This window comes from Elusimicrobiota bacterium (assembly GCA_040757695.1).
Taxonomy (GTDB): domain Bacteria; phylum Elusimicrobiota; class UBA8919; order UBA8919; family UBA8919; genus JBFLWK01.
The window spans coordinates 1-20,251 of record JBFLWK010000027.1; the positions used below are offsets into that span (position 1 = coordinate 1).

Below are 20,251 nucleotides of genomic sequence, written 5' to 3' on the forward strand. Positions count from 1 at the left end.
TTTCAAAATTCAAAGAGCAATTTCAAAGGTCAAACCTTTGATTTGAATGAATTTGCAAATATATTTTATAGTGGTTCCGACGAGCCGTATCAAAAAAACAGTGTTTATAGCCGTTTTTCAGGTCGACCATACCTGCTCTCATCAGTCCTGCTGATGGCGAAACAGTTACTACAACACAACCGACATTATCATGGAAAAAGAATATATATGCATCACAATACAGTATTGAGATTTATCCTGATGAGGACGGAACTGAAATAATTACGCAGTCAACTATAAGAAATCCGTACTGGACGGTTCCTGAAAATACATTAAAAAACGGCAAAACATATTACTGGAGTGTTGCGGTGTATACTTCTAAAGGATGGTCAGAATCGTCTTCTGTATGGTCATTTACTGTATCTGCTGAAAAACCAAGAGAGACATTCCGAAGAAAAATGCCACAAAAAGAAGAAAAAGCAAACATCGCAGTGGCTGATTTTACAGGCAAGAATGTATCCGCTGCAGATGCATCTATTGTTGCTGACTTCTTGAGGACCGAACTGGTAGGAATTGGATTCTATACTGTTATTGAGAAGGCGAATATGGACAAGATTCTTGCGGAAGCAGCATTTCAGCAAACAGGTTGCACAGAATCAGAATGCGCGGTTCAGATTGGTAAACTTTTAAATGTCAAAAAAATGGTTGTCGGCAACTTGTCTAAACTGATGGATACTTTTTATATAACAGTAAATCTTGTAGATGTAGAAACCGGCAAAATTATCGCTTCATATGACGACGAAGCAGCCACTGCCATAGCACTAAAAACGATCGCTAAAAATTTAGCACGCCGACTTGTTGGATTGAAAATTTCATCCCAAAGGGTTGGTTACCAACAACGGCAGGGAATAAGACAAGCATCTCAAACTAAAGATGGCAAATTAAGAAAATACAGGTCCCCAACAGCGGCATTTTTCTGGTCGTTTTTTCTAGCCGGTGCCGGACATTTTTATAACGGCCAATGGGGGTTGGGGTTAGCATATTCCATAATAGAAAGCGGACTTACAGTTGCAGCGATAGCGTGTTTGACGACTGTGGAGTATGAGTATTATCGTTATTATGATTATTATACTAAAGAATACTACTATAGGTATTATTCTTATTGTCCATACGATGACATTGGGTATATTTTATTAGCAATAGATTGTGGAATTCATTTGATAGATATGATACATGCACCGCTCGCTGCATCAGCGATAAATGCAAAATATGGTTTAGAACCTTATTCCTATCAACTCAATAAAAACAAAGATGTTGCTTTAGTATTGAACCCAAATTTCCAAAAATCAAGTATCTCACTTGCCTTAGAAAAAAAATTCTAAAAGTATCAATGGGCGTTAGAAGACGGTATTTAATTTGTTGAATTAGAAAAAAGGGATAGGTTCAGTTTTTTCAATGTTTTCTATTTTTTGAAACGAGATTGTTTCGCAGAGTTTATCCCGTAGACGCCGTCCCTGTGAAAACAGGGATTCCCGCTCCCCGCTTTCGCGAGGACAAGTTTCGCGGGAATGACACATACGGGGTTCACAATAACAAACAAGGAAATGGTTGGGTTCAGACCAGCCATTTTTTATTTGCAATTTTTTAGGATTTTTGTATAATAAAAAATTGTTAGAAGTATTGAAATCAAAAAATGAACAAGTTAAAATCTATAAGCCAGATTGCAAAAATTGTTTTACAACTTAAAAAAGCCAACAAAAAAATTGTCTTTACGAATGGCTGTTTTGATATTTTACACATAGGACATATTCGGCTTCTTAAAAAGGCGAAATCATTGGGTGATATTTTAGTTGTAGGCTTAAATTCGGATAAATCAGTAAAAAAAATTAAAGGCAATAAGCGTCCCATAATACCTGAAAATGAACGAGCACAAATTCTATCAGCAGTTTCTTCAGTTGATTTCATACTAAAATTTTCGCAACCAACACCATACAATCTTATCAAAAAAATCAAACCTGATATTCTTGTAAAAGGTGCTGACTGGAAAGAAGAAAAAATCGTCGGTAGCGAGTTTGCCAAAAAGGTTGTAAGAATCCCGCTTGTAAAAGGATATTCTACGACTGGAATCATACAAAAACTTAAAAATATATGAATAAAAAAATACTGCGAATTATTGATGCCAACCTGAACAGGACAAAAGAGGGATTGCGGGTTGTTGAAGACTTTGCAAGGTTTGTGCTTGAAGAAACAAAATTATCGTCAGAAATAAAAAGATTAAGACATCAAATTGATAAAATTGCCAGAAGAATCTATCCTCAGTTGGTTCTATCCCGTAATTCTGAAAGTGATATTTTTCGTAAAACAAAAGAATCACGCAAAAAAAACGCTTTTTCTGTTGTGTTCTCAAATATAAAACGGGTAGAAGAATCTTTAAGAGTGCTTGAAGAATTTTCTAAAACAATTTCTGCGAATGCTGGCAACGAATTCAAAAAAATCAGGTTCGGAATCTACGATATAGAACAAAAAATTGCGAAGTTACTAAAATGAGACAGATAGAATCGGCAAGAAAAAATGTTGTCACAAAGGAAATGTGGGAAGTTGCAAAACACGAGCAGGTTTCCGTTGATTTTATCAGAAAAGGTGTTGCCGACGGAACGATTGTCATTTTAAAAAACGACTTCCGACTTCTGACTTCCAACTTCCGACTTGTCGGTATTGGAAAAAAACTTAAAATAAAAGTCAATGCTAACATTGGTACATCGCCGTTGAGTTGTAATGTCTTATATGAAAAACAAAAACTTTTTACTGCAATAAAATACGGTGCGGATACGGTAATGGATTTATCAACAGGTGGGGATGTTGCACAGATAAGACGAACAATAATAAAACACTCAACAGTACCCGTAGGGACGGTTCCTATTTATGCATTGGTTTGCCAGGCATCAAAAAAAAGAAAAAAATTCCCGACGATAAGTATAGAGCAAATGTTCTATGAAATAGAAAGTCAACTTGCAGATGGTGTTGATTTCATCACAGTGCATTGTGGTATAACACTTAAAGCGCTTGAAATTCTTAAAAAGAAAAAACGGCTTATTGGAATCGTTTCTCGTGGTGGTGCATTTCTTGCAGAATGGATGCTGCATAACAAAAAAGAAAATCCGCTTTATGAAAATTTTGATAACCTGTTGAAAATCGTAAAAAAATATGATGCTGTCATTTCACTTGGCGATGGTCTAAGACCGGGTTGTATTGCGGATAATACTGACCTTGCACAAATTGAAGAACTAAAAATACTTGGTGAGTTACAAAGATATGCGTTAAAACGAAATGTGCAGACGATGATAGAAGGTCCGGGTCATATTCCAATAAACAATATAGAAAAAAATGTGCTCCTTGAAAAAAAATACTGTCACAACGCGCCTTTTTATGTTTTAGGACCGTTAACGACAGATATTGCACCAGGATATGACCATATTACCGCCGCAATCGGTGGTGCTTTGGCGGGCTATTATGGTGCCGATTTTTTATGTTATGTAACACCTGCTGAACATCTGGCTCTGCCTACTATAGAGGATGTTAAAAATGGAGTAATTGCTTCAAGGATTGCCGCTCACTGCGCACGAATCGCAAGAGGGAACAAAAATGCTATCAGAGTTGATTACGAACTTTCTAAAGCAAGAAAAAACTTCAACTGGAAAAAACAGAAAAAACTATCAATAGACCCGTCTGAATTTGAAAAACGGTGCTCTGCTAAAAATAAAGAAGTCTGTTCAATGTGTGGCTCTTTTTGTGCAATGAAACGTAAATTAATTTCTTGACAGGTTAGAAATAATTTTGTAAAATTAAAACAGTAATGAACCTATGAATGAACAACTTCTAAAACTTATAGAACTTCAGGATGTTGATTCCAAAGTAGATGAAGCAAACAATAATATACAGAAAATTGATAATGAACTAAATACGTTGCAAGAGACATTGAAAAAAGAAAAAGAACAAATTGAAACTCTGAAGAAAGAACTGTCAAACAGCGCTGTATCAAAGAAAGAGAAAGAAATAGAAATAACCACACTTGACGATAAGCTCAAAAAGCACAATATGGAACTAAATGCTGTTAAAACAAACGAGGCATACAAAGCACTGTTAACTGAAATAGAAAATTGTAGATCACAAAAACTTAAAATAGAAGATGAATTATTATCCATAATGGAGAATGAAGAAAGACTTTCAAGAGAAATAAAAGATTTGCAAAATGAATATCTGAAACTGGAAAAAGAGTTTAATGATAGAAAAATATCTGCGGACGAGGAATTAAAAAAAACAAACGATAACATTGCTAATTTTACAAACGAACGAAAAACCAGATTGGATAATTTGCCCGCACATATAGCAGGAAAATATGAAAATATAAGAAAAAATAAGAAAGGATTAGCAGTTGTACCAATTGTAAATAATAACTCCTGTGGTGGGTGTCACAGAAATTTACCTCTCCATATTATTGATGAAGTACGAAAAGGTAACGAATTGGTTGTGTGTAACAACTGTCAGCGAATTTTGTATCAAAACAATCACAATGTAGAAGGGGGCTGAGGAATCACTCCCCGATGTTCATCGGGGGGAGGAAAGTCCGGACTCCATTATGAACAGGGTGATGGCTAACAGCCATCGTCCCGATGTAGCATCGGGACAGGGAAAGTACCACAGAAAATATACAACCATAACGCAGATAATCGCGGATAAGAACGCGGATAACCGCAGAAAAAAAATTGGCGTAAATCTGCGTAGTAATCAGCGTTAATCAGCGTTTAGGTGAAGGTGAAATTGTGAGGTAAGAGCTCACATTCTGATATGGCAACATATCAAAAGGTAAACCCCACCCGGAGCAAGGTCCAAAATGGGAAAGGTGTTATTCACACCAGTTTATTCCGAATGTTGACCGCTTGATTCCGATAGTAATATCGGACCCAGAAAAATGATTCCATAAACGCAGACGACCACAGATGTTATCAGCGGTAATCTGCGTTGTAAACAGAATCCGGCTTACATGCCCCCTTCCGCATAACCTACTATTTCTACTATCCTATCTTACTCCGTATTCAAAAAATAAAAATTTCACAAAAAGTACTTGACAAATTGCTCTAAATAATTTATACTAATAAGAAGTGGTGAAAAGTGGGGAATAATCCATAATTGTGGTTAATGGTGATAATATATGTTTGTGGGGCTTTATAACTACTCAATTGATTCTAAAAACAGGGTGTTTATCCCTGCCAGATTCAGACGATCAAATCGGTTAATAATAACAATCGGACTTGATGAATGTCTTTATATTTATCCGCAAGACAGGTGGGAAAAACTTGAAAACAAATTGGACACTTTGCCTTTCAAAGATAAGTCAGAAGAAAGAGCATTTAAGCGAATATGGCTCTCTGGTGCCACAGAGGTAAAAATTGATAAACAGGGCAGAATTTTGATACCGTTCAATTTACGACGGTATGCCAAAATCAAAAACGATGTTGTAATAATAGGTGTTTCAAGCAGAATAGAAATCTGGTCAAAATCTGTCTGGGAAAAATACACCAAATTATCCGGGAAATTATTTGCCAAGCATTCAACTGCGTTAGAATTATAAATGGTAAATCACATTCCTGTAATGCTTAAAGAGGTTTTACATTATTTGAGTATAAAAAACGATGGAACATATATTGATTGCACATTTGGTAGTGGTGGGCATTCTATTGAGATAGTTAAGAAACTTTCTGAAAGAGGCAAACTTTTTTTGCTGGACTGGGATTGCGAAACAGTTAAGTATTACAGAGAGAAATTTAGCCGGTATAAAAATACAAAATGGATTTGCGAAAACTTTGCTAATCTTAACAGCGTTGTAAAAAAAACTGGAATCAAAAATATTGATGGTTTCCTTTTTGATTTGGGCTTCTCGTTTTTACAGATTGAAGATAGAACCAGGGGATTCAGTTTTAATTTTGCAGCACCGCTTGATATGAGATACAATAAAGACAACCTGCTTACTGCAAAAGAGGTTATAAATAGTTATTCTAAAAAAGAGTTGCAAGGGATACTAAAAGAGTTTGCAGATGAACAGTTTGCAGAAAAAATAGCAGATGGTATCTGCAGGTATCGGTTGAAAAAAAAGATAGAGACCACAAAAGAACTGATAGAAGTTATAAAAACTGCAACACCTGTATGGTATCATAACAAAAAGGGGGGGAGGATTCATTTTGCAACAAAAACATTTCAGGCATTAAGAATTGCCGTCAATAATGAACTGGATAATATCAAAAAAGGAATCAGTTCTGCGATAAAGTTGGTTTCATCAGGTGGACGGATTGTTGTATTATCGTATCACTCAATTGAGCACCGGCTATTAAAAAATATTTTTAGAGATGCCGAACGAAACCAGCTAATCAAACTTGTTGTAAAAAAACCTGTTTTTCCGTCTGCAAATGAGATATTCTTGAATCCGCGTTCAAGGTCTGCGCAACTTAGAATTATTGAAAAAAGATGAGAGTTCACAGAGTAGACAATAGAAACCATTCAGCCCGATATTTCAAATGGGCATTTATAGTTGTGCTGCTTGGTTCTTTTTATGTTTGGCAGAAAAATGCAGAAAAAAAACTTGCATACAAGACAAGTGAAATAAATGACAGAATTCTAACCTTAACAGACGAAAATAAACTACTCACAATGAAAATAATGAATATTACTGCAATGAATAATCTTGAAGAAATCGCTAAAAAAAGAGGTTTGGTAAAACCGAAACCATCTGATATTATAGTAATAAAAGAATGAAAGCCATAAGAAACAGAATAGTAATTATTTTTTTGGGGATACTTGTTGTTTTCATAACAATAGGGTTTCGTTTATTTCAGATACAGATTGTTAATAACAATTTTTTTTCTAAAGAGGTTGCTAAACAATCTAAAAAGATAAAAAAAACATACCCGTTAAGGGGCAACATCTATGATAGACGAATGACTGTTCTTGCCACAAGTATGCCGGTAGAATCCTGTTATATTGAAATAGATAAAAGCAAAAAGGAAAAGATAGATGCTGATTTTATCTTAGAGTATTGTGGCATGTCGGTTCCTGAGTTCTTATCAAAAATTCAGCAGAAAAACGGTAATAAAAAATCGGTTTTAGTAAAAAGAAAACTTCTGCCTGAAGAGGTCTTTAAAATTAAATCTAAAAATTTGCCAGGTGTCTATTTTGAGAAAGAAGAGTTAAGATTCTATCCTGAAAACTCGCTTGCAAATTATGTAGTCGGTATAGCGGGTATGGATAATAACGGTTTATCCGGTATAGAATATCAGTTTAATAGTTTTCTCACAGGTGAATCCAACAGATATGTAGTACAGAAAGATGGCAAGGGTAGAGAAATACTGTTAGATAATAATAGAATTGCTGACGAAAACAGAGGGTATGTTGTTTTAACTATTGACAGCCGTTTTCAATATGTGGCAGAGAGTATACTTAAAAAAGCACAGCAAACTAATTCTGCCAAATCGCTTACTTGCATAATCCAGAATCCGTATACAGGCGAAATACTTGCGATGGCGACAATTCCAGCATATGACCCCAACAAAAAAATTCTGCCAAAAATGTTAAAAAACCCAGCAATCAATGATGCATTTGAACCAGGCAGTGTATTCAAAATTGTTACTACTGCTGCTGCTATAGAAAAACATCCTGAAGTTATCAAAGAACAATTCTTCTGTGAAAACGGTTCCTACAAAATCGCCAAAGACGTTACTATTCATGACCATGAAAAATATGGGCTGCTCTCATTTGAAGAAATATTCGCATACTCATCCAATATCGGTTTTGCAAAACTCAGTCGGGAAATAGGCAAGTATAACCTCTGGCAGTATGCTCGTGCGTTTGGGTTTGGAACAAATACCGGAATTGAACTGCCGGGCGAAACAGAAGGCCGACTCATTTCACCGGGTAAGTGGTCGGGTGTTTCCTGTGAGATGATTTCGTTCGGTCAGGAAATATCCGCTACTGCATTACAGATTGTTAATGCGTATTCTGCAATCGCAAATGGCGGGATTCTGTTAGAGCCAAAAATCGTCACATCAGTTGTTAAGAATAATAAAAAAATACAGTTCCTGGAACCTGTTAAAATAAGACGGGTAATTTCACCGCAGACTGCTTCAACACTAAAAAAAATGCTTGAAGCTGTTGTGGACTACGGCACAGGCACTAACGCAAGAATTAGTAATCTAAAAGTTGCCGGTAAAACAGGCACTGCACAAAAATATGATAAACAACTTAAAAAATATTCTCACTCCAAATATGTATCTCTTTTTGCTGGCTTTCTGCCGTCAGATGTACCTAAGGTAACGATTCTTGTTGTAGTGGATGAGCCCAAAAGTGATTACTGGGCTTCATCAGTTGCCGCACCTATTTTCAGACAGATTGCTGTAGGGATTCTTCAGTATCTGGGTATACAGCCCGAAAAGAAACTGGTAGCCGGTAATTTTTAATCTCAGTAAAAAACAATGAAACTTTCTGAACTAATGAGTAATTTTAATATAGATATAATTGGTAATACTGATAAAGAAATTGCAGGTATTACTTGCGATTCCAGAAAGGTGTTATTCAAAAATTATCTTTTTGCAGCATTAAGTGGCACAAAAGAAGATGGCAAAAAATATATAAAAGATGCGATTGATAAAGGTGCGATTGCAATACTTACTGACGATAGAACTCTGGCAAATAGTAATGCAACTTATCTTTGTTGTTCTACTGAAACCATTTCGGAAATGTTTGGTAAGATTTCAGCCCGTTTTTACAATGAGCCATCACAAAAAATGAAAGTATTCGCAGTCACGGGTACTAACGGCAAAACTACAATAACCTATCTGTTAGAAAAGATATTTCAACATGCTGATATAAAACTTGGAGTGATTGGTACTATTTCTTACGAATTTGGTGATTTTGATATTCCTGCAGTGACCACAACACCGCAGTCGTGTGATTTACACGAGCTTTTAGCCAGAATGAAAACCCTGTCTGCTGATGGTGTTGCAATAGAGGTTTCATCACACGGGCTCGCTCAGAATAGAATTGCTGGATTAAATTGTGATGTCGCTATATTCACCAATCTGACAAGAGACCATCTGGACTATCATAAAACAATGGATGCTTACAAGAAAGCGAAGTTTTTACTGTTTGAAAAATTTTTGGCTGAATCCCAAAAATCACCAAAATTCGCTGTGCTGAATCTAGATGACCCTGCAGGAAAAGAATTATCAAACAAGCAAATTGCTGGCACCAACATTGTGACTTACGGGATAAAATCTGAAGCAGATATCCGTGCTACCGATATCACGCTCTTAAAAAATCAAACTGAATTTAATATCTGTATTAAAAACGAAAGAAGAGAAAAAAAAGAGAAAATAAGAGAAAAAATTAAAACGAAACTGATTGGGAGACATAATGTCTATAATATACTCGCAGCGGTTAGCTGTGCGTACTGGCAGAACATCCCGTTAGAAAAAATTGTAAAAGGAATTGAACAATTTGAAACAGTCCCAGGCAGGTTTGAAACAGTTGATGCTGGTCAGCCATTTACGGTGATTGTTGATTATGCACATACACCTGATGCGTTGGGAAATCTTATTCAAACCGCGAGAACAATAAAACATAGAAAAATAATCACAGTATTTGGCTGTGGCGGCGACCGCGACCGCTCAAAAAGACCGCTGATGGGCGAACTCTCAGGTCGATTGTCTGATTATACAATTATTACATCCGATAATCCACGCACGGAAAAACCAGAAAGAATAATACTTGATATAGAAATCGGTCTACAACGAATCAAATGCAAAAATTATGAGGTTATAATAGAACGAACTGAAGCAATCAAAAAAGCGATTTCGTTATGTGGACCTGACGATATTATTTTGATAGCTGGGAAAGGGCACGAAAATTATCAAATTATTGGTGAAATAAAAATACCATATAGTGATAAAGAAACAGTATCTCAGATTGTATCTGAAATATGGAAAAAATCAAAATAACAAAAATCACAAAAATAATAAAAGGACATTTGTCCGGAAATAAAAAAATTGTCGTATCAGGTGTTTCTATTGATTCCAGAACAACCAATAAAGGCGATATTTTTTTTGCTATAAAAGGCGAAAAATACGATGGGCATAATTTCGTAAAAAACGCAGTTAAAAATGGTGCAGTTGCAGTAGTTGTTTCTCAACTCTCCCGCCTGCAAGTCGTCGGGCAGGCAACTCTCAACTCTCCCGCCTGCAAGTCGTCGGGCAGGCAACTCTCAACTATTCTTGTAAAGGATACAATAAAAACTCTCCAGGATTTTGCAAAATACTATAGAACAAAGTTTAGTGTAAAAGTAATAGGAATCACCGGCTCTAATGGTAAGACAACCACAAAAGATATGTTGGCTTCAATTTTATCACAGCGGTTCAGTATTTTGGCAACACAAGGGAATTTGAATAATCATATCGGATTACCGCTGACACTGTTTAATATGACTGAGCAGCACAAATACTGTATTTTAGAAATGGGTGCGAACCATACAGGCGAGATTGCCCGACTGTCTGAGATAGCAAAACCAGCATGTGGAATAATTACAAATATCAGCAATGCGCATATCGGCGAATTTGGCTCGTTAGAAAATATTGTGAAAACAAAGATGGAACTATTACACTCACTTGGCGATGCTGGTATTGCGATAATAAATAATGACGATAAACTTATATCAACTGCGTCAAAAAAAATAAAATGTATGAAAAAAACTTTCGGGCTCAAAAACAAAGCAGATATAACAGCATCCGACATTGTTCTGAAACCACACAAAACAAGCTTCATACTCAGATACGGGAACAAAAAAACACATCTTGAACTGCCTGTTTGTGGAAAGTTTAATATCTATAATGCACTTGCAGCATCTACCTGTGCAACCTGTTTTGGTATTGAGATAGATGAGATTGCTGACGGTATCAAAAATTTTAAGCCATCACCTAAAAGAATGGAAGTGATTAAAACGAGTGATGGTATTATTATTGTTAACGATTCCTATAATGCCAATCCGACTTCTATGTGGCAGGCGATTGAAAATTTTTCAGAAATTTTTTATAATAAGAGAAAAATATTGGTTTTAGGCGATATGCTGGAATTAGGCAGCTACGCAGTTAGTGAACATAAAAAATTAGGCGAGTTCATCGTTAATAATAAGTTAGCAGATACCGTTTATACCGTCGGTGATTTATCAAGAAATATCAGTAATAGTAAATGGTTTAAAACTAAAAATCAACTATTTAAATATCTCAAAAAAAATCTGGAAAGAAATGATGCTGTTTTCTTTAAGGCATCAAGAAAAATCGGGTTAGATAAAGTCGCTGAATCTCTAATCTATGCAACCACAGATAGCGCAGAGGTGTAACCACAGATAGCGCAGAAAAAAACCCGCGAATTCTGTAGCTACTCTATGGACATATTATACATTTGTGTAAGGGAAAAAAACCTGCAGGTTCTTCGGACTCTGCGTTTGTAGAGTTTATTCCGACTTGTCGACTTGTCGGCAACACGAAATATACGGATGAGCGGAGAGTGTAGTTGCAGGGTTTCCCTGCTAAACAGTCCCGATTTATTGGGACAACTACAATTTAATTAACAACGCAATATGTTCTACTATCTTCATTATCTATCAGATTATTTTTCAGCATTAAATGTTTTCCAGTATATAACTTTTCGGGCTGGTGGCGCAATATCTACATCGCTTTTTATTGCTATTATTTTCGGTCCGTATTTCATAAAAAAATTGAAACTATTAAAAATCGGGCAGACGATAAGAGGCGCCGGACCTCAGACACATTTACAAAAATCAGGCACACCTACAATGGGTGGATTATTGATACTGGTATCACTTATAGTTTCTACAATTTTATGGGCACGGCTTGATAACAGATTTGTATGGATTCTGGTTTTATCGTCGGTATATTTAGGGCTACTTGGCTTTATGGATGATTATTTGAAAACAGTCAAGTACCGAGAAACAGGGCTATCCGCAGCCCAAAAAATGGTTTATCTATCAATACTTGGTGTAATTATTTCCGCATATAATTATTTCCTGCCACCCAATGCAAAATATGTCACATCAGTCAATATACCTTATTTGAAAGAGACATTTTTGAATTTTGGTATTTTTTACATATTTTTTTCGTATCTAATCGTTGTTGGCTCATCAAATGCAGTGAATCTTACTGACGGGCTTGACGGACTCGCAGTCGGCGCAATTATTTTTTCAGGGCTGGTTTATGCAGTTTTTGCATATATTGCAGGTCATGCTAAATTCAGCAGTTACCTGAAAGTCATACCTGTATATGGTGCTGGTGAACTTTCAATATTTTTAGCCGCAATGATAGGCGCATGTCTCGGGTTTTTATGGTTTAACTGTCATCCAGCTGAAATTTTTATGGGTGATACCGGCTCGCTTTTTTTAGGTGGCAGTATCGGAATTATCAGTATCTTTGTAAAACAGGAGTTAATTTTAGTGTTGGTTGGCGGGATATTTGTTGTAGAAGCGTTTTCGGTATTGTTGCAGGTAGCATCATTTCGGCTAAGAGGTGGGAAAAGGGTTTTTAAGATGTCACCATTACACCATCATTTTGAACTTTTGGGGCTGCCTGAAGAAAAAGTCGTAATCCGATTCTGGATTATAGCGATTGTACTGGCATTGTTGTCATTGAGCGCACTAAAAATAAGATGAAATGGGAAAAAATCGCTATTGTGGGTGCTGCAAAAACCGGTATTGCCTGCGCTAATTTTTTTTTGTCAAAAGGTTGTAAAGTGCTGATTAGCGAAATAAGAAAAGAAAATGAAATATCTGCAAAAATACATCAAGGTGTTGAAACAGAATTCGGCGGTCATTCGGATAAAATTCTCAAATCAGACCTGATAATACCAAGCCCCGGTGTGCCTCTGGATATACCAGTGTTAGTCAAAGCACGAAAACAAAATATACCAATCCTGTCAGATATAGAACTTTTTTACTTATTAGCAAAATATAAAATGCTTATCGCAATTACCGGTACTAACGGGAAAACAACGACAACTGCTATGGTTGGTGAGGTGCTGAAAACGGTTTTCCCACAAACAATTGTCTGTGGGAATATAGGGCTGCCAGTTTGTGATTTTATAGACCAATCCGATGCTAAAACATATATTGTGATGGAGGTCTCAAGTTATCAGTTAGAAAATTCATCCACATTCGCACCGCATATCGCTGCTGTATTGAACATTACACCTGACCATCTGGAACGCCATAAAACAATGCAGAATTATGCAAATATAAAATCCAAAATTTTTGTTAACCAGAACAAAAACGATTTCTGTATATTTAATAAAGATGATGAATTTTGCGTCCAACTTTCAAGCCGGGCTGCGTCCCATATCAGGTTCTTTTCTCAACAGACAAACACCAGACAACTAAATCTTAAGATTCCTGGCTCACACAATATAGAAAATGCGCTCGCTACAATTGAAATCCTGAAAGCCGCAGGGATTGAAGAAGATAAAACAGTAAATTATCTTTCAGAATTTGATGGTGTTGAGCATCGGCTTGAATTTGTCAAAGAAATTAATGGAGTAAAATATATCAACGATTCCAAAGCCACTAATGTCGCATCAACCGAGGTTGCAATAAAATCGTTTAATGAACCGATTATTCTTATTCTTGGTGGACGTGATAAGGGTTCGTCTTATACACCACTGATTCCGTTGATTAAAAAAAATGTTAAACAAATTTTTGCAATTGGCGAGGCAAAAGAAAAAATTAGTTCGCAACTAAAAGGAGAGAAAGAGGGAGGATGTTCTGCTGAAATAATTTTGTTAGATAATATAGAAAACGCTGTGATAGAATCATATAAGATTGCTACCGCCGGCGATATTGTGCTTTTGTCACCAGCGTGTGCATCTTTTGACCAGTTCAAAAATTACGAAGAACGCGGTAGGTTTTTTAAACAGGTGGTTAAAAATTTATGAGAGTTGAAACATCCAAAAAATCGTATAATCTTTGGGTTTTTGTAATTACGCTGATATTAGTATCTATCGGAACTATTATGGTTTTTTCAGCAAGTGGTATAATGGCGGATTACAGATACGGGACTGCTTTTACATTCTTTTTGAAACAACTGTTATGGGTTGGGATTGGATTATTATCTATGCTGATATTTTCGGCATTTGATTATAATAAACTAAAAAAAATCGTGCCTGTCTTGTTAATTTTTACTGTAATTTTGCTTGTAATGGTGCTATTATTAGGACCTACTATTGCAGGCACTAAAAGATGGCTGAAGTTCGGTCCGGTTGGATTCCAGCCGTCTGAAATAGCCAAACTAACAGTTGTTTTTTTTCTTGCCTGGTATGTTGACAGAAGAACAAGTAAAATGAAAAATTTTCAAGATGGATTGATAAGACCGTTTATCATCATCAGTATTATCGCAGGTTTAATTTATTTAGAACGGGATGTTGGAGTGCCTGTGCTGATTTTTTTGCTGGCACTGGTACTTTTGTTTATTGGTGGGTTAAGAAAAATGTATATTGTCTTTGCTGGTTTAATAGTTAGTCCACTCATATTTTATGCGATATTAAAAGAGCCATACCGACTTAAACGGCTCACTGCGTTCCTGAATCCTTGGGCAGACCCGCAAGGCTCGGGCTACCAACTTATTCAATCGTTTTTAGCGATGGGTTCTGGTGGGTTAGCAGGAAAGGGACTCGGAAACTCACAGATAAAAATGCTTTTTCTACCAGAACCACATACCGATTTTATATTCCCAATTATCGGTGAAGAATTTGGACTTATAGGTACTATGGCTATTTTGTTGCTTTTTTTTGGACTTTTTTATTTTGGAATAAAAATAGCACTACACGCTAAAAACCTGTTTGGAACCTTGCTCGCATTTGGTATTACTATAATGATTACTTTGCAGATGATAATAAATATCTCGGTAAGTATAGGAATTTTTCCAACAAAAGGATTGCCATTACCGTTTATATCGTTTGGTGGTTCATCTATGGTTGTGATGCTGACAGGTATTGGGATACTTTTGAATATAGGAAAACAGTTAAAGATTAAAGGCTAAAAATAAAAGTTTCAAGTGAATAAAAAAGTGCTTATTGCGGTTTCGTCAACAGGTGGACATATCTATCCAGGAATTGCAGTCGCAGACGAATTAAAAAAAAACGGTTATGATGTCTTTTTCGTCGATAAGGGTGGGCAGAATTCTGAAATAATTCTAAAAGCAGGTTATAGATTCTACAAAATATCTGCAAGCGGATTGAAAAGAAAAATCTCATACAGCAACATTGCATTTTTTCCATCATTTATATATAGATTTTTGTTTTCAATATATCAGTCATTCAAAATCTTAAAAAAAGAACAACCCGGTATCGTAATCGGGTTTGGCAGTTATATTTCAGTATCTGTAATTCTGGCAGCAAGTATAAGAAAAATTCCATCAATTGTCCACGAACAAAATATTATTCCCGGGTTCGCTAATAAAATTTCAGCAGTTTTTGCGAATACAGTATGTATAGGGTTTGAGAAGACAAAAACCTGTTTCCCGGCAGCTAAGGTTATTTTAACAGGTAATCCAGTCCGCCAAGAAATACGCAACATCAATCCTTCACCCTTCACCCTTCACCCTTTACCCTTTACCTGCCTCATCTTCGGTGGCAGTCAAGGTGCGCACAGTATAAATCTTGCAATTGTAAATGCGATTGATAAATTTTTGCTGATAAAAGAAAAAATCCATCTTATACATATTACCGGCGAAAAAGATTATGAAATAGTAAAAAATACATATACCACTAAAAAAATTTCAGCAGAAGTTCACAAATACCTGTTTAATATAGAAACTGCCTATAAAAAAGCATCAGTAATAATCAGTCGTGCAGGTGCAATGACAATAACAGAGTTGATTACAGTAAAAATTCCGGCACTCCTTGTGCCATATCCATATTCAACTGAAAGACACCAGAAAGCAAACGCAGACTATCTGGCTGAAAACGGCTGTGCAGTTGTAATTGAAGAAAACGAAATTCATAAGCTCGTTGATAAATTGTTAGAACTTTTAAACCAGCCAGAGACACTTCAAAAGATGACAGATGCATACCTAAAAATCGCTTATCCTGATGCGACAAAAACATTTTGCCAGTTGGTAAAGACATATTTCTAAAAAGAGTTTGATCTCAAGATTTGCCATAAGGGATAGGTAAGGTCGGTAAAAGCGAAAATTTTTTTGCAGGGCTTGACACCCTATTATTTTTTTGCTAAAATAGTATTAGTAATATAAATATATTACTAATATACAATAAAAATGGTTCTGTGTCAAAAGGTATGAAAACGAAGTATTTGAGTTGTGTGGTTTCGGTTCTGTTGGCATTGGCGGCAGTGATATTGTATCAGGAAGGATTGAGCGGTTTTGAGCCTTTTTTGTTTTATGAGTTTATCGGCTTGATTGTTTTTGGTGCACTGCTAATCGTTTTGGCAACATATTCAATCATAGATATTAAAACAGGATTTCAATGCGCTTTGTCGTCAAAATTTAGTCCAACAGAAGAGCAATTGGAAACAGCAAAACAATTGTTTGTAAGGTTTGCAAACGCATCAATGGCAATGGGTTGTATTTCAGCCATCATCGGTATGAGGATAATGCTGACAAGGGCAGAAGATATAGCGAAAATTCCGCATCTAATGGCAATATCGCTCTGCTCACTTTTCTGGGGTTTCTTTTTTTCGGAAGTAGTATTTACGACGCTAAAAAACAATGTTGAAAAAAGAATCGGGAAGCCGAGTACCGATGACAAAGGCAGAATTATGATAGGTATGTTATTCACTTTTGTGATTATCAGTTGCTTTTTTATGATTATGTTTGAATTGACAGCAGGTTTCTATACCGCCAGAGTGCATAGAGAAGGGCCAACGGATGAATACATAATTAAAATACCCTAAGTGATGTAATACTGTCATCTAAAAATGGAAGCCACAGAATGACACAGAAGTCCACAGAAAGAAAATCAAATAGTTTCAGTGTAACTCTGTGAAATTTTGTGGCTGGGGTTTGCGATGGAGGTGCAGTTATGGAACAGGAACAAGAAAGTGTGGGACAGGTTGAACAGGGACAAACGACGGAGCCCAAAAAGTTGATGCCAGTTGGCGAATTATTGAGCAAGGTATTAAAAAGTGCCATCAAATTATTTCCGAAAACAATCGCCATTTGGGTAATATGCGGAATTTGTGTTTTGTTAAGTATCGGGCTTGGTATTGGTTTGGTGTTTTTGCTTAAAGGCAGCTTGGGGGTGACGGTATCAATAATAATTTCTGCCTGTTCATTTGGTCTGTTCACAGTATATCTGGGATTGTGGCTTGGAACGTCGGTTATAGTACTTGTCGGTAAAATAGACAGCGTAGTCAAAATCAAGGAGATATTAAAAACCGGCTGGGAATTTACAATGCCGTATCTTGTTATCGCCTGCTGGTCGGGTTTAATTATTCCTGGCGGGTTTGTATGCTTGATTGTGCCTGGAATAATATTTTTTATCTGGTTCTGGGTTGTCCCTTTTGTCCTCGTGAACGAAAATATCAGAGGACGACTTGCACTTATTCGGTCCAAAAATTTGGTGAAGGGATACGGTTGGGCTATTTTGGGCAGATTTTTAGTTTTGCTCTTGATACTCGGTTTAGTTTCAGTGTTACTCGCTTTATTTGAAAAAGCAATACCAAAACTAAATATACTCTGGTTAAGTTTGAACATACTGTTCAATATTTTCTGGCAAGTGCTGGTGCTTACATTTATTTATCTGATTCATAAAGACCTTTATAATATTAAAGGTCCGGCAGTTGCAGAAGAACTTGTTGGCTTCCCGAAGAACTGGACTGGCTGGTTATTTTCTGTCCTCGGTATCATCGCAATTATTGCATATTTTTGGTGTATCAGCGCGATGATGTTTAAGTATTCAGGGCTTATAAAAAAATCACAGGAAGGTGCTGCAAAAGGATATACAGGTGCGTTGAGAAGTGCGATTACTATCTATTACGGCGATAATGAAGGAAAATATTCCGAAACGCTTGATGAACTCGTACCGAAATATATTGAACAAATCTGGCACCGATACAAAAAGTGAAAACTATTATACCTGGTAAAAAAAGGAGCAGTCTATTTAGCTGTAATAAAAGTGTTGACTTTTTTTACTATTTATGTTAAAATTGTTGATACGAGGAGAAACAAAAAAGTATGGAACTGTTATTTCCACGAGAAATCATTACTTGTATTGAAAAATGGTTGGATAAACCAGAAATAATCGTTTTGTTAGGTGGAAGACAGGTTGGTAAGACTTGTATAATAAAATTACTTACCCAGAAACTGAATCCAAAAGAATGTCTATATTTTGATTTAGAGGACACCTATAATCTTCAGATTCTAAGCAGTGTTGAAACATTTATTGGTTATGTAGAAGCAAAAGGTTTGAATAACGCAAAAAAAGTTTATGTTTTTATAGATGAACTTCAGTACCTGCCTGAACCAGCAAAATTCCTAAAGATAATTCACGACCACTACCTCAATATAAAACTTATTGTTTCTGGCTCATCATCGTTTGAAATCCGAAAAAGATTTACAGATGGTCTCACAGGTAGAAAAATTATATTCTCAGTTTATCCGTTGAGTTTTAAAGAGTATTTAGTATTCAAAAAAAGTGAATTTGCAAAAATAAAAAACGAGGTATCTATCAAAAAAATAATTACTAATTTTAAAAAGATGAAAAAGTATAACACCTTAACTCCAAATCTACTTCCTTTATTTGAGGATTTTATGGTTTTTGGTGGATATCCATTGCCAACTTTAACAGCCGAGACTGAACATAGAATAATGCGGTTGAAAGAAATTCATAATACATATATTCAAAAAGATATAAAGGATTTGGCAAAAATAGAGAATATTGTTCAGTTTAACAGATTGGTTTCATTTCTTTCTCTTCAGATTGGCGGATTATTAAACCTGAATGAGGTTTGTAAAGAAGTTGGGCTTACAAGAAGACATATTGAAAAATTTATTTTTATTCTGGAAAAGACATTTGTTTTAAACCTGTTAAAGCCATTTTTTACCAATAGACAGAAAGAAATAACAAAAATGCCTAAACTGTTCTTCTGTGATACTGGATTAAGAAATATCAATATAAACGATATCCGTCCTTTGGATATTAGACAGGACAAAGGAGCAATTGCCGAAAACTGTTTCTTTCAGGAAATACTAAAAAGAAAAGAACCATTACAAGAACTGTATTTCTGGCGAACAAAAGAACAGCACGAAATTGATTTTATAATAATGGAGAATAGACAATTATTGCCAGTTGAAATAAAATATCAAAAAATTAAAAGCCCAATAATTCCAACTTCTCTCCGTGCTTTCATAAATAAGTTCTTGCCTTCTAAAGCAGTGATAGTGACAAGAGATTACATTGATAGAATAAAGTTAAACAAAACAGATGTATTTTTTATTCCGTTATGGATGGTTTAAAACGAGAATTACCTACTGGTAAAAAGTTTTTTGAATCTGAAATCTATATTGAAACAGATGGCAGGGTGAGGTTTATGAACCTGTCGCCGGAAATGTTGAGAATCGCTGATACACTGAATACAAAAAAATTTTGTAACTGGAGAAGAATTAAAAGCAGATACACGCGGAAATCACGCGAACAAAATGCAGAAGATAAAAGAAACCACAGGTGAACACAGATGAACACAGAAAAAGAATTTCTTTATAAAGAGATAACAGGTGAAATTATAGAATCAGCATGTAATGTTCATAATACATTAGGTTGTGGCTTGCTTGAAAAAGTATATGAGAATTCACTTGTCTGGGACTTGGAACTAAAGAAAAGGAAAATATCTACTCAGAAGGAATTCAAAGTAATTTATCGTTGGAAAGAAGTTGGAGTATATTATGCCGATTTAGTTGTAGATGATAAGGTAATAGTAGAAGTAAAATCCGTTGAGAAAATAGATAAAGTCCATCGAGCTCAATTATTAAACTATCTCAGAATATCTGGGTTACGAGTTGGATTGATAATAAACTTTGCAAGACCTAAATTGGAATATGAAAGATTTGTTGTTTAACTGTGTTTATCTGTGTTAATCTGTGGTTTTTGATATCATTGGTGGTTATTGGAATATGAAAGATTTGTTGTTTAACTGTGTTTATCTGTGTTAATCTGT

The 20,251-nt window shown here is 35.7% G+C and carries 21 protein-coding genes and 1 other RNA gene; all 22 read left to right on the forward strand.

The features are described 5' to 3' along the window. The coding region (locus tag AB1349_06405; protein MEW6556969.1) for a hypothetical protein at positions 1–261 on the forward strand (261 nt) is incomplete at its 5' end. Between the two features lie 86 nt (positions 262–347). Next, positions 348–1,361: a CsgG/HfaB family protein gene (locus AB1349_06410; GenBank protein ID MEW6556970.1), complete on the forward strand. Its 1,014-nt coding sequence runs from the start codon at positions 348–350 to the stop codon at positions 1,359–1,361. A 311-nt stretch (positions 1,362–1,672) separates the two neighbouring features. After that, entirely contained in the window at positions 1,673–2,131 is a 459-nt protein-coding gene (gene rfaE2, locus AB1349_06415) for a D-glycero-beta-D-manno-heptose 1-phosphate adenylyltransferase (protein MEW6556971.1), read from the forward strand. After that, positions 2,128–2,526, forward strand: coding sequence for a thiamine-phosphate pyrophosphorylase (locus AB1349_06420; GenBank protein ID MEW6556972.1), 399 nt, complete (start codon positions 2,128–2,130; stop codon positions 2,524–2,526). Before rfaE2 ends, AB1349_06420 begins: the two co-directional genes overlap by 4 nt. Next, entirely contained in the window at positions 2,523–3,797 is a 1,275-nt protein-coding gene (gene thiC, locus AB1349_06425) for a phosphomethylpyrimidine synthase ThiC (GenBank protein MEW6556973.1), read from the forward strand. The genes AB1349_06420 and thiC overlap by 4 nt, the downstream gene beginning before the upstream one ends. A 43-nt stretch (positions 3,798–3,840) precedes the next feature. Next, positions 3,841–4,566, forward strand: a complete 726-nt coding sequence (locus AB1349_06430) for a C4-type zinc ribbon domain-containing protein (GenBank protein MEW6556974.1) — start codon at positions 3,841–3,843, stop codon at positions 4,564–4,566. Then, positions 4,555–5,035, forward strand: an RNA gene (rnpB, locus tag AB1349_06435) — RNase P RNA component class A. The genes AB1349_06430 and rnpB overlap by 12 nt, the downstream gene beginning before the upstream one ends. A 153-nt stretch (positions 5,036–5,188) precedes the next feature. Next, a complete protein-coding gene (mraZ, locus tag AB1349_06440) occupies positions 5,189–5,608 on the forward strand; it encodes a division/cell wall cluster transcriptional repressor MraZ (protein ID MEW6556975.1) in 420 nt (139 codons plus the stop codon). Continuing rightward, complete coding sequence (gene rsmH / locus AB1349_06445; protein ID MEW6556976.1) at positions 5,609–6,502, forward strand: 16S rRNA (cytosine(1402)-N(4))-methyltransferase RsmH; 894 nt, start codon at positions 5,609–5,611, stop codon at positions 6,500–6,502. It begins immediately after the preceding gene. Beyond that, the gene (locus AB1349_06450; GenBank protein MEW6556977.1) at positions 6,499–6,786 is read left to right on the forward strand and encodes a hypothetical protein; all 288 of its coding nucleotides are present in this window, start codon (positions 6,499–6,501) and stop codon (positions 6,784–6,786) included. The genes rsmH and AB1349_06450 overlap by 4 nt, the downstream gene beginning before the upstream one ends. After that, a complete protein-coding gene (locus AB1349_06455; protein MEW6556978.1) occupies positions 6,783–8,483 on the forward strand; it encodes a penicillin-binding protein 2 in 1,701 nt (566 codons plus the stop codon). The genes AB1349_06450 and AB1349_06455 overlap by 4 nt, the downstream gene beginning before the upstream one ends. Positions 8,484–8,498: 15 nt before the next feature. Further along, positions 8,499–10,022: a UDP-N-acetylmuramoyl-L-alanyl-D-glutamate--2,6-diaminopimelate ligase gene (locus AB1349_06460; GenBank protein ID MEW6556979.1), complete on the forward strand. Its 1,524-nt coding sequence runs from the start codon at positions 8,499–8,501 to the stop codon at positions 10,020–10,022. Further along, complete coding sequence (gene murF, locus AB1349_06465; GenBank protein ID MEW6556980.1) at positions 10,004–11,416, forward strand: UDP-N-acetylmuramoyl-tripeptide--D-alanyl-D-alanine ligase; 1,413 nt, start codon at positions 10,004–10,006, stop codon at positions 11,414–11,416. The genes AB1349_06460 and murF overlap by 19 nt, the downstream gene beginning before the upstream one ends. 240 nt (positions 11,417–11,656) lie before the next feature. Beyond that, complete coding sequence (mraY, locus tag AB1349_06470) at positions 11,657–12,742, forward strand: phospho-N-acetylmuramoyl-pentapeptide-transferase (GenBank protein ID MEW6556981.1); 1,086 nt, start codon at positions 11,657–11,659, stop codon at positions 12,740–12,742. Continuing rightward, positions 12,739–14,016 carry a UDP-N-acetylmuramoyl-L-alanine--D-glutamate ligase gene (gene murD / locus AB1349_06475; protein ID MEW6556982.1) on the forward strand — a complete coding sequence of 426 codons (1,278 nt, stop codon included), beginning with the start codon at positions 12,739–12,741 and terminating at the stop codon, positions 14,014–14,016. Before mraY ends, murD begins: the two co-directional genes overlap by 4 nt. Then, positions 14,013–15,119, forward strand: coding sequence for a putative lipid II flippase FtsW (gene ftsW, locus AB1349_06480; protein MEW6556983.1), 1,107 nt, complete (start codon positions 14,013–14,015; stop codon positions 15,117–15,119). The genes murD and ftsW overlap by 4 nt, the downstream gene beginning before the upstream one ends. Positions 15,120–15,134: 15 nt before the next feature. Continuing rightward, positions 15,135–16,214, forward strand: a complete 1,080-nt coding sequence (gene murG / locus AB1349_06485) for an undecaprenyldiphospho-muramoylpentapeptide beta-N-acetylglucosaminyltransferase (GenBank protein MEW6556984.1) — start codon at positions 15,135–15,137, stop codon at positions 16,212–16,214. Between the two features lie 161 nt (positions 16,215–16,375). Beyond that, entirely contained in the window at positions 16,376–16,990 is a 615-nt protein-coding gene (locus AB1349_06490; protein MEW6556985.1) for a hypothetical protein, read from the forward strand. Positions 16,991–17,118: 128 nt separating this feature from the next. Then, on the forward strand, positions 17,119–18,162 hold the full coding sequence (locus AB1349_06495) for a hypothetical protein (GenBank protein MEW6556986.1): 1,044 nt from the start codon (positions 17,119–17,121) through the stop codon (positions 18,160–18,162). A 110-nt stretch (positions 18,163–18,272) separates the two neighbouring features. Further along, positions 18,273–19,553, forward strand: a complete 1,281-nt coding sequence (locus tag AB1349_06500; GenBank protein MEW6556987.1) for an ATP-binding protein — start codon at positions 18,273–18,275, stop codon at positions 19,551–19,553. Beyond that, entirely contained in the window at positions 19,541–19,765 is a 225-nt protein-coding gene (locus tag AB1349_06505) for a hypothetical protein (GenBank protein MEW6556988.1), read from the forward strand. The genes AB1349_06500 and AB1349_06505 overlap by 13 nt, the downstream gene beginning before the upstream one ends. 6 nt (positions 19,766–19,771) lie before the next feature. Next, on the forward strand, positions 19,772–20,152 hold the full coding sequence (locus tag AB1349_06510; protein MEW6556989.1) for a GxxExxY protein: 381 nt from the start codon (positions 19,772–19,774) through the stop codon (positions 20,150–20,152). The last annotated feature ends 99 nt before the right edge of the window (positions 20,153–20,251 follow it).

What these genes read in the sequence shown, in the direction of transcription:
- mraY (MEW6556981.1), top strand. Translation starts at nt 11,657, where the DNA reads ATGTTCTACTATCTTCATTATCTATCAGATTATTTTTCAGCATTAAAT.
- AB1349_06490 (MEW6556985.1), top strand. Translation starts at nt 16,376, where the DNA reads ATGAAAACGAAGTATTTGAGTTGTGTGGTTTCGGTTCTGTTGGCATTG.
- AB1349_06460 (MEW6556979.1), top strand. Translation starts at nt 8,499, where the DNA reads ATGAAACTTTCTGAACTAATGAGTAATTTTAATATAGATATAATTGGT.
- AB1349_06420 (MEW6556972.1), top strand. Translation starts at nt 2,128, where the DNA reads ATGAATAAAAAAATACTGCGAATTATTGATGCCAACCTGAACAGGACA.
- murF (MEW6556980.1), top strand. Translation starts at nt 10,004, where the DNA reads ATGGAAAAAATCAAAATAACAAAAATCACAAAAATAATAAAAGGACAT.
- thiC (MEW6556973.1), top strand. Translation starts at nt 2,523, where the DNA reads ATGAGACAGATAGAATCGGCAAGAAAAAATGTTGTCACAAAGGAAATG.
- AB1349_06450 (MEW6556977.1), top strand. Translation starts at nt 6,499, where the DNA reads ATGAGAGTTCACAGAGTAGACAATAGAAACCATTCAGCCCGATATTTC.
- AB1349_06495 (MEW6556986.1), top strand. Translation starts at nt 17,119, where the DNA reads ATGGAACAGGAACAAGAAAGTGTGGGACAGGTTGAACAGGGACAAACG.
- mraZ (MEW6556975.1), top strand. Translation starts at nt 5,189, where the DNA reads ATGTTTGTGGGGCTTTATAACTACTCAATTGATTCTAAAAACAGGGTG.
- rfaE2 (MEW6556971.1), top strand. Translation starts at nt 1,673, where the DNA reads ATGAACAAGTTAAAATCTATAAGCCAGATTGCAAAAATTGTTTTACAA.
- murD (MEW6556982.1), top strand. Translation starts at nt 12,739, where the DNA reads ATGAAATGGGAAAAAATCGCTATTGTGGGTGCTGCAAAAACCGGTATT.
- AB1349_06510 (MEW6556989.1), top strand. Translation starts at nt 19,772, where the DNA reads ATGAACACAGAAAAAGAATTTCTTTATAAAGAGATAACAGGTGAAATT.
- AB1349_06505 (MEW6556988.1), top strand. Translation starts at nt 19,541, where the DNA reads ATGGATGGTTTAAAACGAGAATTACCTACTGGTAAAAAGTTTTTTGAA.
- AB1349_06455 (MEW6556978.1), top strand. Translation starts at nt 6,783, where the DNA reads ATGAAAGCCATAAGAAACAGAATAGTAATTATTTTTTTGGGGATACTT.
- AB1349_06430 (MEW6556974.1), top strand. Translation starts at nt 3,841, where the DNA reads ATGAATGAACAACTTCTAAAACTTATAGAACTTCAGGATGTTGATTCC.
- AB1349_06500 (MEW6556987.1), top strand. Translation starts at nt 18,273, where the DNA reads ATGGAACTGTTATTTCCACGAGAAATCATTACTTGTATTGAAAAATGG.
- rsmH (MEW6556976.1), top strand. Translation starts at nt 5,609, where the DNA reads ATGGTAAATCACATTCCTGTAATGCTTAAAGAGGTTTTACATTATTTG.
- ftsW (MEW6556983.1), top strand. Translation starts at nt 14,013, where the DNA reads ATGAGAGTTGAAACATCCAAAAAATCGTATAATCTTTGGGTTTTTGTA.